Raw genomic sequence first — 13,647 nt, forward strand, 5'->3', positions numbered from 1 at the left:
CCGGTCAAGTGCAAGTCCGGGGCAAGTCCCTCGGGTCAGCGCACCCCGGCGGCGAACCGCTGCGGGTCGAGCTGGACGTCGCGCATCACCTGCCCCTGGGCGCCCAGGGCGCTGCCCTGCCCGCCGTCGACCGAGACCATCAGGCCGCCGGCATTGCCGGTGACCATCCGCAGGCCGGGCTGGTCGGGCACGCGGTAGACATCGCCGGGGCGGAGCACGCGGGTCATCAGCAGGTCGCCGGTTCCGTCCCGTACCTGGATCCAACTGTCCTGGGTCGCCCGGATCTGGATGCGCGACTGCCCGTTGATCGCCCCGTAGATCCGGGCATCCCCCTGCCCCGCTTCCGGAGCGGCCGGAGGCGCCGGCGGCATCGGCAGGGCGGCGACCTGGCCGGGCGCGGCCGGGGGAGCGGGGATCGCGGGCGAAGCGGCGGAGGGCCGGGCGCCCGTCTCCGACGCCTGCGCGGCGCGGGGATCGCCGTTCGGCGGCGTGATCGGGGTCGACTCGACGATTGGGCTCTCCTCCTCCTCCTCGGCCTCCTCCGCGGCAGCCACGGTGGCGGCGGGCGCGGACGACGGGGCGGGAGCAGGAGCCGGCGCCACCGCCATGGATGGCGGAGCGGTCTGGGGAGCCGCGTCGGGAGGCGTCGGCGGGGGGGCCGCCGGCGCGGGAGCCGGGATGGCCGCCGCGGGCGGCGCTTCGGCCGTCCGGCTGTCGGGCGCGGCCGGGCCGGGCTCCGACGGGGTGACCGGAACGACCAGCCCGGGAGGCGGTGCGGCCGGCGCGACGTTCAGCGCGCTGGCGATCCGATCCGGCAGTTCGGGCACCAGGTCGACCAGGTCGCGTCCGGTGGAATTGACATAATACCAGCCGCCATAGGCGGCGCCGGCCAGCAGCACCGCGACCAGCAGCAGCGCTCCGCCGGGGATGCGGCCTTCCGGGACCGGCTTGGGCAGGTAGAGCTCGGGCTTGGCGGTCAGCGCGCCCGAACTTTCCTCCTTGAAACGGCGCAGCACCATCTGGGGATCGAGCCCGAGATGCTCCGCATAGGTGCGCAGGAAACCGGACACATAGGTTGCGCCGGGCAGATCGTTGAACCGCCCCTCCTCGATCGCCTCCAGATAGGCGAAGCGGATGCGCAGGGCCACTGCGACCTCCTGGAGGTCGTAGCCGAGCGAGAGGCGGCGGCTGCGCAGCACGTCGCCGACCCGGGGTTCGTCGGAACCCTGGAACACGCGGGGCGCGGATCCCTGCCCGCTCCGGCCTTCCTCGACGATGTGGAGTTTCCTAGGTCTGGTGTCGCCCATACCGTCAGCCGTCTTCCCGCACTGGGTCCATGATCAGGCGGCAGGCGAAGTCACGCAAACCGCCCCGTCACTGTCGCCGAAGTTGTAACAAACTTTCCGAGCGGAATGCAATGAATTAGATCATGACACCATGATCTATCGCAAATGAACGAAGCTTTTCCCGCAGGCTGTGATCGCGCACAGGATAGAGGGTTTCTATATACTCGCGTAATTGCGATACGTTCAGGCTGCGCAGCATCGTCTTGACCGGGCCGACCGCCGGCGGCGACATGGACAGGCTGCGGAATCCGACGCCGAGCAGGGCCATGGCGTCGAGCGGCCGGCCGGCCATTTCGCCGCACACGCTGATCGGAACGCCGGCGCCTTCGCACAGGCAGACGAGATGGCGGAACATGGTCAGCATCGGCGGCGACAGCGGGTCGTACCGGGTATTGATCCGCGGATTGCCCCGGTCGGCCGCGAACATGTACTGCATCAGGTCGTTCGACCCGACCGAGATGAAGTCCAGCCGGGGCAGCAGCGCCGGCAGGTGCCAGACCAGGGCGGGAACCTCCAGCATCGCCCCGACCAGCACGCGGGCCGGCGGAACGCCGCCGCGCCTGACCAGCCGGTCCAGTTCCAGATCCAGCACGGCGCGGGCGTCCTCGAACTCGGCGCATTCGCTGATCATCGGGAACATGACCCGCAGGTCCCGGCCGCCCGAGGCGCGCAGCAGCGCCCGAAGCTGCTGGCGCAGCATGGCGGGACGGTCCAGCCCGATGCGGATGGCGCGCCAGCCCAGGGCCGGGTTCTCCTGCTCCTGGTCGGCGAAATAGGGCAGGCTCTTGTCGCCGCCGACGTCGAGCGTGCGGAACACGATCGGCCGGTCGCCGGTCAGTTCCAGGACCCGCCCATACAATTCGGTCTGGGCTTCCACACCGGGATATTCCGACCGGATCATGAAGGGGATCTCGGTCCGGTAGAGCCCGACCCCGTCGGCGCCGGTATCGTCCAGGTGCTGCAGGTCGATCAGCAGCCCGCAATTCAGGTTGACCGAGACCTCCACGCCGTCCAGCGATACCGCAGGCTGGTTGATCGTCTCGGCATAGAGGCGCTTGCGCTGAGCGCGCACCGTCATGCTGTTGTGGAAGGCGTCCTGGATGTCCTCGGCCGGGCGGACCAGCACCTGGGCGTTGTCGCCGTCCACGATCAGCTGGTCCAGCGGCTCGATCCGGGTCAGAACGTCGGTGCATTGCCCGACCACCGGGATGTCGAGCGCCCGGGCGACGATCGCCACGTGGCTGGACGCCGATCCCTCCTCCAGCACCAGCGCCCTGAGCCGGCGCCGGTCGTAGTCGAGCAGCTCGGCCGGCCCCATCGAGCGGGCCACCAGCACGACGTCGTCCGGCAGGTTGGCCGACGCCAGCGACTCCTTTCCCGCCAGGTGCTGGAGCAGCCGGTTGGTCAGGTCGTCCAGGTCGAGCAGCCGCTCCCGGAAATAGGGGTCGTGCATCTGGCTCATGCGCGCGCGGGTGTCGTTCTGCACCCGCTGGACCGCCGCCTCGGCGGTCAGGCCGTTCCGGATCGCCTCGCGGATGCGCGACAGCCAGCCGCGGTCCTCGGCGAACATCCGGTAGGTCTCCAGGATGTCGTGGTGCTCGCCGCCCTCGACGCTGGAGACGCGCAGCAGGTCGTCGAGCGCGGTATGCATCCCCTCCAGCGCCTTGCGGAACCGCTCGATCTCCACGTCGGGATCCTCGGCCACCATCTGCCGGATGGTCAGCTGCGGACGGTGCAGCACCGCCAGCCCCATTGCGAGCCCGCGGTTCAGGCTGACGCCGTCGAACCGGGTCGGCAGCAGGGCCGCGTCGGCGACCGCCGAAATCTCCTGCTGGCTGACCAGTTCGCCGCCGGCGGTCAGTTCCGCCACCACCATCGCGATGGTCTGGAGGGTCTCGACCTCCTCCTCGAAATAGACGCGCTTGTCCTTGTGCTGGATCACCAGCACGCCGCGCACCCGCCCGCCGCGCAGGATCGGCACGCCCATCAGCGACAGGAAAGCCTCCTCCCCGGTTTCGGGACGGTAGGCGAAATTGGGATGGGACGGCGCGTTGGCCAGCGCCACCGGCCGGGCATGGGCGGCGATGTCGCCCACCAGCCCCTCCCCGACCCGCAGCCGGGTCTTATGGACGGCCGACTGGTTCAGGCCGACCGTGGCGAACAGTTCCAGGATGTCGCCGGCGCGCATGACGTAGCAGGAGCAGACATCCGCTCCCATCTCCGCCCCGATCAGCGTGACGATCTTGTCCAGCCTGTGCTGCGCCGAGCCGGAACCGGCCATCACGTCGCGCAGCCGCGCCAACAGGCGCCGAGACGTTATACCGGGCATGGTCGCTCCCTGTTCCGTCCCGTAAGTTCCGTGGTCCCGGGTCCTGTCGCCCTGAGTTCCACTGTCCATGGCGTCGCCCATGGACCGGCCCGATCCCGGTGCATCCCGCGCCGGGGTTCCCTGCCCCGGAGCGTCAGTCATCTATTCCGCCGCCCCGGGTATGACGTCTCGCCTCTCCGGTTTCCCGAAGGCACCGGAGCGCGCCTCCAGCGCGCGGAGGGCCTGCTCGACCAGCTCCCGCAGGATCTCCGCGGCCGGCTGCTCGCGGGTGACCATGCCGACGCTCTGGCCCGCCATCAGGGAGCCGTTCTCCACGTCGCCCTCGATCACCGCGCGCCGGAGCGCGCCGGCCCAGAAATGCTCGATCTCGAGCTGGGCTTCCTTCTGGCTCACCTCGCCCCGGTTGAACCGCTCGATCACCTCCGCCTGGAAGGCCTGGAACCGGCGGGTCCCCTCGTTGGTCAGGGCGCGGACGGGGATCACCGGGAAACGCGGGTCGATCTGCACGGACGGCACGGCGTCGCGCGCCGCGGCGTTGATGAAGGCCTGCTTGTAGCGCGGATGGGCGACCGACTCCGTGGCGCAGACGAAGCGCGTGCCGAGCTGGACCCCGGCCGCTCCCATTTCCAGGTAGGACAGGATGGCCTCGCCCCGGCCGATGCCGCCGGCGACGAAGACCGGCACGTCGCTGACCACCGGCAGGACCTCCTGCGCCAGCACCGACGTGGACACCGGCCCGATATGGCCGCCCGCCTCCATCCCCTCGATCATGATGGCGTCGGCGCCGCTCTTGACCAGCTTGCGGGCGATCGAGGCGGCGGGCGCGAAGCACACCACCTTGGCTCCGCGCTCCTTGATCCGCCGGATCGAGGCAGACGACGGCAGCCCGCCGGCCAGCACCACGTGCCCGACCCGGTGGTCGGCGCAGACATCGATCAGCTCGTCCAGGCGCGGGTGCAGGGTGATCAGGTTGACGCCGAAGGGCCGGCCGGTCAGCGCCCTGGTCCCCTGGATCTCGGCATCGAGCTGCTCCGGCCCCATGGAGCCGGACGCGATCACGCCGAAGGCCCCGCCGTTGGAGATCGCGGCCACCAGGTGCCGTTCCGAGACCCAGGTCATGGCGCCGCCCAGCACCGCGAGATCGGTGCCCAGGAAGGCCCGTCCCCGGCTCCACAGGCGGTCGAGTCGGGCGCGCGCGGCGCGCGTCGGGTCTTCGGCCGGCATCGGGGCTGGAGCTTGGGTCATGGCAGGGCCTTCATCGGGCTCACCCTCTCACGGTCGGCGGCACAGGTTGGCAGCTCGGGTCGGCGGGACCAGATCGGGGGCCAAGGTCGGGCGCGCGGGTCAGGCGGCGTCCAGCCCGTAGGCGGTATGGAGCGCGCGGAGCGCCAGCTCGGTGTATTCCTCCGCGATCAGGACGCTGACCTTGATCTCCGACGTCGAGATCACCTGGATGTTGATGCCCTTCTCGGCCAGCGACTTGAACATGCGCTGGGCGACGCCGGCATGGCTGCGCATCCCGACGCCGATCACCGACACCTTGACGACGTTGCTGTCGGCCAGCAGGCGGCGGTACTGCAGCTCGCCCTTGGCGGCCTCCAGCACGTTGCGGGCCCGCTCCAGGTCGCCCTTCGACACCGTGAAGGTGATGTCGGTGCTGGCGCCGTCCTCCGACACGTTCTGCACGATCATGTCGACGTTGACCGACGAGTCGGCCAGCGGGCCGAACAGGCCGGCGGCGACGCCGGGGCGGTCGGCCACGCCGATCAGGGTGATCTTCGCTTCGTCGCGGCTGTAGGCGATGCCGCTGACCAGTTCCTGTTCCACGATTTCGTCCTCGTCCACAACCAGAGTACCGGGCAGCTCGCTGCCCGCCGCCTTTTCGAAGCTGGAAAGCACCTGCACCCGCACGCCGTGCTTCATGGCCATCTCGACCGAGCGGGTCTGGAGCACCTTGGCGCCCAGCGACGCCATTTCCAGCATTTCCTCGTAGGTGATCTTGGACAGCTTGCGCGCCTTCGACACGATGCGCGGGTCGGTCGTGTAGACGCCGTCCACGTCCGTGTAGATGTCGCAGCGGTCGGCCTTCAGCGCCGCGGCCAGCGCCACCGCCGAGGTGTCGGAGCCGCCGCGGCCCAGGGTGGCGATCCGGCCGTTCGGCGACACGCCCTGGAAGCCCGCGACCACGGCGACCTCGCCGGTCGACAGCCGGCGCTCCAGCTCCCCGGTCTCGATCGAGCAGATGCGCGCCTTGGCATGCACGTCGTCGGTCCGGATCGGGATCTGCCAGCCCTGCCAGGATCGCGCGGGAATGCCCAGTTCCTGCAATGCCAGGGCGGTCAGGCCGCTGGTCACCTGCTCGCCCGAGGCGACGACGGCGTCGTACTCCCGCGCGTCGTGCAGCGGGCTGATGCCGGCGCAGTATTCCACCAGCTTGTTGGTGACGCCCGACATGGCCGAGACGACGACCGCGACCTGATGGCCGGCGTCGACTTCCGCCTTAACCTTGCGCGCCACATTCTTGATGCGGTCGATGTCGCCGACCGATGTGCCGCCGAATTTCAAAACGATCCGCGCCATTGCCTTGAAGCCCCACCACCTGACCAGTCTGCCCGCTGCCCGGCGGCCCTGCCCCAGTTCAAAACGGATCTGATGATCACGCATCCGGACCGATCCGCCGGGATCGATCGGGGACCGGTTTGATCGGGTACCGGCGAACAGGCGGTTCCATTGCCGCAGCAAGGCGGGGTATCCATACTATCTCGGGGGAAGCGAAGCAAGCTTGCCCCGACTGACTTCCAGTCGCATCCGGCAGCAACCGGCACCCAGGAACATACCCATGTCTGCCACAAGCACCGCCTCAGCAACTTCCCGCGTCTCCGCCTCCGCAGCAGCGCCTTCCGGCGGCACGGTCGATGCCGGGGAGATCGCCCGTTTCAGCGCCATCGCGGCGCAGTGGTGGGACCCGCGCGGCAAGTTCAAGCCGCTGCACAAGTACAACCCCATCCGAATCGGCTATATCCGCGACGCGGTATGCGCCCGGTTCGGCCGCGACCCCGCCGCTCCACGGCCCCTCGAAGGACTGCGCTTCGTCGATATCGGGTGCGGCGGCGGCCTGCTGGCCGAACCGCTCGCCCGGCTGGGCGCCGAGGTGGTCGGCATCGACGCGGCCGAGCGGAACGTGAAGGTGGCGGCGCTCCACGCCGAGGAATCCGGCGTGAGCGTCGATTACCGCCACACGACGGCGGAGGACCTGGCCGAGTCCGGGGAACGGTTCGACGTGGTGCTGGCGCTGGAGGTGGTCGAGCACGTGGCCGACGTGCCGCTGTTCCTGCGTTCCCTCTGCACCCTGATGAAGCCGGGCGGGGATCCGGGAAGCATGCTGTTCCTTGCGACCATCAACCGCACGCCGAAGTCCTTCGCGCTGGCGATCGTCGGGGCCGAATACGTGCTCCGCTGGCTCCCCCGCGGCACGCATGACTGGCGCAAGTTCCTGAAGCCCTCGGAACTGGCGGCGGGACTGCGCCCCCATGGGGTCAAGGTGCGCGACATCACCGGCGTGGTCTATAACCCGCTGCGGGACGAGTTCTCGATCAGCCGGCGCGATCTGGACACCAACTACATGCTGTGGGCCGGCGCCGACGCATAGCCTGGGGAACCCGCGGCACCAAAAGCAAAGGCCTCGGAAGATCCGAGGCCTTGCTATGGTCCGGCGGTTCGCCAGGAACTATCCAAGCGCAACCCTCCGCTCAAGTTTACGACTCTGCAGCGACTGCATGCCCTTCAGTTCATCGAGACGTTCGAGGAGCTTGGCGTTGGCCGGGCGTTCGCCGGCAGGATTGGGGTGGTTCTGAAACAGCGTGGTAATCCGCTGCCCACTTGCCACCATTTCTTCAAGAGTCAGCATCCCACCTCTCTCGATATCCGCACGATTTCCTGACGGAGGCCACGGCTGTCCGGCACGGTACTTGCCAATCAACCTGAATGTGATGTTAAAGATATTTTGTCTTCCCTTTATCGTCATGCCCGGACTTGATCCGGGTATCTCCCTGCACGGCGACGCTGATGAAGCCTGCAAGCGATGACCGGGCCAAGCCCGGTCATGACGATGAACGGAGGAACGCTCCACCAAAAAAGCACCCTCTGATTGAGGCGGCAATCACCGTGCCGAATAGCCGTGGGCGCGGGCCGCCTGTAGGCGACAACCATTTTACGCCAACCAGATGCCGGATCATGGCGTCATGGGCAGGGGCAGCTTCAGGGTGAAGCGGGTGCCGTCCTGCCGGGCGACGTCCAGGCGGCCCCCGACCTGTTCGGCCATCGCCTTCACCACCTGCAAGCCCAGGCCACTGCCACGATACCAGTCGAAATCCGGGGGCAGGCCGCAGCCGTCGTCGGCGACCGTGAGTTCCACTCCGCCTCCGGCGGAGCGGCGGAAACATACCCGGACGCTGCCGGCCTCGTCGGCGAAGGCATGGCGGAAGGCGTTGGTGACCAGTTCGGCGGTTATCAGCGCCAGCGGAACCGCGAGGTCCGTCGGAACCTCGATGGCATCGGCCTCGACCTCCAGCCTCCGCCGGCGGCCATCCACGCCCAGGGTCTCGCCGAGGAAGGTGCAGATCTCGTCCAGGTACTCGTGGAAGGCGACGCCTTCGGCACTGTTGCGGGCATAGAGCATGCTGTGGACCTGGGCGATCGCCTGGATGCGCATCACCGCGGTCTGCAGGGCCTGCCGGGTGGCGGCATCGGCGGCACTGCGCGCCTGGATCCGAAGCAGGCTCATGACCATCTGCAGGCTGTTCTTGACCCGATGGTCCACCTCGCGGATCAGCAGGTCCTTGCGGCCGATCAGGGCGTCACGCTCGGCCACGGCGAGGTTCAGGCTGGCGGTCCGCTCCGCCACCTGCTTTTCCAGCGTCTCGTTGGCCAGCCGCAAGGCGGCATTGGCGTTTTCCAGCTCTTCCGCGGTGACCTGAAGCTCCTCCAGGGAAACCTGCAGTTCCTCGTTCAGGATCGATATCTCGCCCTCCAGCCCTGTCTGGGGGCGCCGAGCGTTCCGGCCGACCGACACCTGGGCTTCCAGATAACGCGCGTGGCTCTGTGCCAACAGATGGCGCAGATGGGCATTGTCGTTGATCAATTCCCTCCGCTCAGCCTGCAGCGAGGAATTCTCTTCGGCCAGGGCATCGAGACGCCTCGTCATGTCTTCGAGCGCGGTCTGGAGCTGTTCGTTTTCCTGACCGGTCGCCGCTTGGCGATGGCGTAGTTCCACCAGCTCGTCGGACTGCTGCCGAGGTCCATTCATGATCCGTCACCGAATTCAATTTAGCAATCTAGCCTAAGAAATATTTACATCCATGGCAATCAAGTCGGGCACGATTGCCGCAGAAGCTGAATTTTCTGCCGGATGAGATGAAATTTATTAGAACATACCGAATTTCCCCGCCAGGATCTTCAGATGCCAGCCTCTTCGGCACTGGGCGCCCTGATCCAGCCCTGCTCGAGAAAGCGCTGCAGCGCTTTCGCTTTTTCCTCTGCTTCCGCCCTTGCCTCGTCCCAGCGTCGCGAGGAAAGGTTATGCCCATTGTCCAGTGCCATTTCGGCCATCCGCCGACACAGCGCGGCACGCTCGTTCAAGGTTCGCAATGCGATCTCGAACGACTGCTCAAGCTTCTCGACCTGGCCGGCATCCATGTCGGCGATCGCGAAACGATGACCGATGTGGCAGGTATAGTAAGGCAACTGCCCGACCATTGTTTCCTTCAACGAGCCGCCGCAACCCGGGCAGGTCAGTGAAACCGGCTGCCCTATTTCGTATCTGCCTGTCACCTCGTCATCCTTTTCTGGTGCTTGCATGCTCTCGCCGTGCTCCTGCATACCTTCCGGAGCCTTGGCCTGGCCTGTGCCCGACAGGCGGACGACGAGTTCGGGGATATCCCCGACCGGCATGCAATGGTCGGCCCCAACATAGCGCAACGCATTGCTCGGCATGCCAGGATATTCAGCCTCATCCGGGTCCTGCACCACGGTGACGCCGCCGCACCGCTTGATCGCGCTGAAGCCGGCGGTGCCGTCGCTCAAGGTTCCGGACAGGATGATCCCGACGACCCGCGGGCCATAGGCTTCGGCGGCCGATCGGAACAGCGGATCGACCGCCGGGCGGGTCCGGTTTTCCCGCGGGCCACGCGTCAGCCGCATGTGTCCGGGTTCGAGGAGGAGATGGTGATCCGGAGGCGCCACATGGATGTGCCCGTTGCGGATCTCTCCGCCGTCGATGGCTTCGGCGACCGGCAGCGGACTCGACGAATTCAGGATCCGCGACGCGGCGCTGCGCCGCGCGCCGATATGCAGGACGATGAACACGGCTGCGGCAAGGTCCTGCGGCAAGCCACCGACGAAAATCTGGAGCGCCCTGAGGCCGCCGGCCGAGGCCCCCACGACGATGATGTCTCGACACTTCATGACATTCGACAACAGGCGAGGACGCCATCCATGGCGACGCGGCGTGAGGAATATGGGAGTATGGGCGTCGTGGCCCGACAGTCCAAACCCGCAAGGGCGTGCCGAGACATGCACGCATCGAGGTGATATCGCATGGAACAGGCCCACAGGCGGGACATCGTCGTCATCGCGGCGTCGGCCGGCGGCGTGAGCGCCTTGCAGATCCTGTGCGCAGGTCTGCCGAAGGATCTCGGGAGCGCCATCTTCATCGTCCAGCATGTCAGCCCCGGCGCCAAGAGCATGCTGCCCGCGATCCTGGGCCGTACCGCGTCCCTGCCGGTGCTCCATCCGGCGGAAGGAGACGCGATCCGGTCCGGCCACATCTACGTCGCGCCGCCCGACCGGCATCTCCTGGTCAGGCAAGGCTATCTGCTGGTCAGGAGGGGACCGAAGGAGAACAGGACGCGGCCGGCCGCGGACCCGCTGTTCCGCTCGGCGGCGGCGGCCTACGGCTCGCGGGTCGTGGGACTGGTGCTGACCGGCACCCTTGACGACGGAACGGCCGGGCTGCTGGCGGTGAAGCGCTGCGGCGGCATCGCCGCGGTCCAGGATCCGGACGATGCCGCCTGGCCCGACATGCCGCGCCATGCCATGCAGAAGGTCGCGGTCGACCACTGCCTTCCCCTGGAGCGGCTGGCGGATCTCATTCGCCGGCTGTCCCTGGAACCCGCCGGACCGCAGCCGCCGATACCGGCCGACATCGAGCTGGAAGCCCGCATCGCCGAGCAGGAAATGATCGCCATGATCGAAGAGACGAGTGACAACTCCATATCGGGCCGCCCCGCCCTGATCACCTGCCCGGACTGCGGCGGGGCGATGATGGAAGTGATGGACGGCCCCCTGCTCCGGTTCCGCTGCCATATCGGCCACGCATACAGCCCTGCGACGCTGGCCGAGGCGCAGGGCGAAGCGTTCGAGCAGGCCCTCGGGATGGCGCTCCGCACCCACCACGAACGCATCAAGCTGTTCGAGCGGATGGCGGAGAACGCCACGGCGCAGGGCCAGCATCACGCGGCCGCGAAATGGACGACGGCGGCGGAGGAGGCCCGGGGCCATGTCGACGTGCTGCGGACCGTCCTGTCCAACCAGTCGCCCGCCGGCGCAGTCACGCCTGAAGCGGACTGACGCTCCGGCCGGCTGATCCGCTCAGGGCATTCCGCCCTGCTCCCGGGCACCGTCGGCCAGTTCGAGCTGCTGGCGCTCCGTCGTGTCGTGGACGATGGCGATCAGGATGGGCGGATCCTCGTCGTGCAGGTACTGCATGCAGATCTCGGCCGGATAGGGGCCGCGGTGCCGCGCATCGAGAACGGTCTCGAAGACGACCTCCTCGCTCTCCTTGGAGATCAGCGGCGCCAGCAGCTCGCGCAGCCTCTTGCTGGAAACCTCGGGCATCAGTTCCGTCAGGGCCATCTGCTTGAGCTGGTCCAGCGGATAGCCCAGCTTCCGCTCGGCGCCTCTGTTCACCAGCTGGAAGTGGAGGGTATCGGGCGACAGGATATAGACCTCGTTCAGCGATTCGCCGATGATGCGGCCGAGATACAGGTTGAAATCCTGCGTGCGGCGGAGATCGGTGACGTCGTCGATCAGCAGGACGAGGCCGCGAAGATCATTGGTGCCATACGCCAGGGGCAGTATCCGGAAACGGCAATCCAGCGTGCGGCCACGCCGATCGATCGCCTTGAACTCGATCGACTCCACTGCCTCGCGCTGGTCCAGGACCTGCCGCATCTCGGCGTTCAGCTTGAACAGGGGCAGCCCGATGTCGAGGCTGCCCAGGCGCTGGCCGATGACCTCCTCGCTCCGCAGGCCCCAGGTGTTCTCGTTCCAGCGGTTCCAGGATTTCACCCTCAGGTCGCAGTCGAGGACGATGATCCCGTTGTCCATGCTGCGCAGGACCGCTTCGGAATAGAGCCGGTATTCGGCCGTCTCCTCGGACTGGCGGCGCATCTCCTCGTTGGTGGTCTCCAACTCCTCGTTGGTCGAGCGCAGTTCCTCGTTGGTGGTCTCCAGCTCCTCGTTGGTCGACTGGAGCTCCTCGTTGGTGGTCTCCAGCTCCTCGTTGGTCGACTGAAGCTCCTCGTTGGTGGTCTCCAGTTCCTCGTTGGACGATTGCAGCTCCTCGACCGTGGTCTCCAGCGTTTCCTGGGTCACCTCCAGCTCCCGCTGGAGCAGGCGGGCCCGCGTGGTGTCATTGAACCCGAGCAGGGTCGCCATGAGCTGCCCGTCCTCGCCATGGATCGGAGAAATGTCGATCGTCAGCCAGATCGGATCCGCCGGCGGGCGGTGATAATTCTGATTGTCCAGCCGCAAGGAGCGGTTCGTGATCTGTACCTCGTCGATGCGGCTGCGCAGTTCGGTCGGGCGATAGGATATGGCGAGATCCTGGAAGGGTTTGCCGATATCCCCCGGCCCGATATCGAGCAGGCGCCGGGCCATGGTGTTGGCGAGCAGGACGTGGCCCTGGGGGCTGACCGCCAGGTAGGCCGTGGCGCTGCAGTCCACGATCGCTTCCAGCAGGCGGTTCTGGTTGACCTTGCGCACCGGGTTGTTCTCCGTCGTGACGGCCAGGCTTCCGCCGAGGCTGCGCTGCCATTCCTGGCCGACCTTCTTGAAGATCCGGCTCTTTAGATTGACCGATTCGAACAGCTTGGACCGGGCGAGCTGGGTTTCGGCCTTGCCGAGGAACAGGAAGCCGCCGGTGTTCAGCGCGTAATGCAGCCTGGGCAGGACGGCGGCCTGGGTCTTGGTATCCAGATAAATCAGCAGGTTGCGGCAGATCAGCAGGTCCACGCGGGAAATCGGGGCATCATGCACGATGTTGTGGCGCCCGAAGATGACGCACTTCCGCAACTCGCGATGGAAGACATAGTGGTTGCTGGAGCGTTCGAAATACTTGTCGAGCAGAGCAGGCGGCACGCCCTCGACATCGCGCGGGACATATGTGGCGAGCCGCGCCGTCCGCAGCGCATCCTCATCCAGGTCGTTGGCATAGATCTTCACGGACCGGCAGAAATTCTCGATGCCCAGCGCTTCGGCGAACAGCATGGCCGCCGAATAGGGCTCTTGTCCGGAGGCGCAACCGACGCTCCAGATCCGGATCGGGTGCTTGTCCTTCCTGCGCTCGATGATCTGCGGAACGACCTCCTCCTGCAGCACCCTCCAGGAGTCCGGATCGCGGAAGAAGGACGTCACGTTGATCAGCACGGTGCTGAGGAGGTTCGAGACTTCCTTGGGGTCGCTGTCGATCAGCGCGCGGTAGGTCGCGTAGTCCGGACACTCGACCTCGGCCATCCGCTGCTGGATCCGCCGTTGAAGGCTGGTCCGCTTGTATCCGCGGAAGTCGACCTGGCGCATCTCCTGCAGGTGATGGATCAGGTCTTCCAGTTCAGGGTTCGAGGGCTTCTCGTCAACCATCATGGCCTCGGCGGTGGCAGGGGCGCGGATACTAGCGCAAGGGTTTCCAATGGCCAA

General features: G+C 67.1%; 10 protein-coding genes. 2 read left to right on the plus strand and 8 right to left on the minus strand.

The genetic code is table 11. The features are described from left to right. Positions 1 to 35 precede the first annotated feature (35 nt). From JL101_RS20530 to JL101_RS20545, 4 genes are all read right to left on the minus strand, one after another. Positions 36 to 1,307, minus strand: a complete 1,272-nt coding sequence (locus tag JL101_RS20530; RefSeq protein ID WP_203096584.1) for a helix-turn-helix domain-containing protein — start codon at positions 1,305 to 1,307, stop codon at positions 36 to 38. A gap of 115 nt (positions 1,308 to 1,422) precedes the next feature. Beyond that, the gene (ptsP, locus tag JL101_RS20535) at positions 1,423 to 3,675 is read right to left on the minus strand and encodes a phosphoenolpyruvate--protein phosphotransferase (RefSeq protein ID WP_228435512.1); all 2,253 of its coding nucleotides are present in this window, start codon (positions 3,673 to 3,675) and stop codon (positions 1,423 to 1,425) included. Positions 3,676 to 3,816: 141 nt separating this feature from the next. Beyond that, positions 3,817 to 4,920 (minus strand): NAD(P)H-dependent flavin oxidoreductase, encoded by a 1,104-nt coding sequence (locus JL101_RS20540; RefSeq protein ID WP_228435017.1) that lies wholly within the window; start codon positions 4,918 to 4,920, stop codon positions 3,817 to 3,819. A 99-nt stretch (positions 4,921 to 5,019) separates the two neighbouring features. Further along, positions 5,020 to 6,255: an aspartate kinase gene (locus JL101_RS20545; protein ID WP_203096627.1), complete on the minus strand. Its 1,236-nt coding sequence runs from the start codon at positions 6,253 to 6,255 to the stop codon at positions 5,020 to 5,022. A 259-nt stretch (positions 6,256 to 6,514) separates the two neighbouring features. On the opposite strand from JL101_RS20545, the gene ubiG reads away from it, so the two are divergent. Next, on the plus strand, positions 6,515 to 7,324 hold the full coding sequence (gene ubiG / locus JL101_RS20550; RefSeq protein ID WP_203096583.1) for a bifunctional 2-polyprenyl-6-hydroxyphenol methylase/3-demethylubiquinol 3-O-methyltransferase UbiG: 810 nt from the start codon (positions 6,515 to 6,517) through the stop codon (positions 7,322 to 7,324). A 78-nt stretch (positions 7,325 to 7,402) separates the two neighbouring features. On the opposite strand, the gene JL101_RS20555 is transcribed toward ubiG, so the two are convergent. From JL101_RS20555 to JL101_RS20565, 3 genes are all read right to left on the minus strand, one after another. Further along, a complete protein-coding gene (locus JL101_RS20555; RefSeq protein ID WP_203096582.1) occupies positions 7,403 to 7,582 on the minus strand; it encodes a hypothetical protein in 180 nt (59 codons plus the stop codon). 324 nt (positions 7,583 to 7,906) lie between these two features. Then, positions 7,907 to 8,980 (minus strand): sensor histidine kinase, encoded by a 1,074-nt coding sequence (locus JL101_RS20560; RefSeq protein WP_203096581.1) that lies wholly within the window; start codon positions 8,978 to 8,980, stop codon positions 7,907 to 7,909. A 149-nt stretch (positions 8,981 to 9,129) separates the two neighbouring features. After that, positions 9,130 to 10,149, minus strand: coding sequence for a chemotaxis protein CheB (locus tag JL101_RS20565; protein WP_228435019.1), 1,020 nt, complete (start codon positions 10,147 to 10,149; stop codon positions 9,130 to 9,132). A 120-nt stretch (positions 10,150 to 10,269) separates the two neighbouring features. On the opposite strand from JL101_RS20565, the gene JL101_RS20570 reads away from it, so the two are divergent. Continuing rightward, positions 10,270 to 11,301 carry a chemotaxis protein CheB gene (locus JL101_RS20570; protein ID WP_203096580.1) on the plus strand — a complete coding sequence of 344 codons (1,032 nt, stop codon included), beginning with the start codon at positions 10,270 to 10,272 and terminating at the stop codon, positions 11,299 to 11,301. A 21-nt stretch (positions 11,302 to 11,322) separates the two neighbouring features. Here JL101_RS20570 and JL101_RS20575 read toward each other — a convergent pair whose 3' ends face one another. Next, a complete protein-coding gene (locus tag JL101_RS20575; protein WP_203096579.1) occupies positions 11,323 to 13,593 on the minus strand; it encodes a CheR family methyltransferase in 2,271 nt (756 codons plus the stop codon). Positions 13,594 to 13,647: the final 54 nt, after the last annotated feature.

Origin of the sequence: Skermanella rosea (assembly GCF_016806835.2) — a bacterium.
Taxonomy (GTDB): Bacteria; Pseudomonadota; Alphaproteobacteria; order Azospirillales; family Azospirillaceae; genus Skermanella; species Skermanella rosea.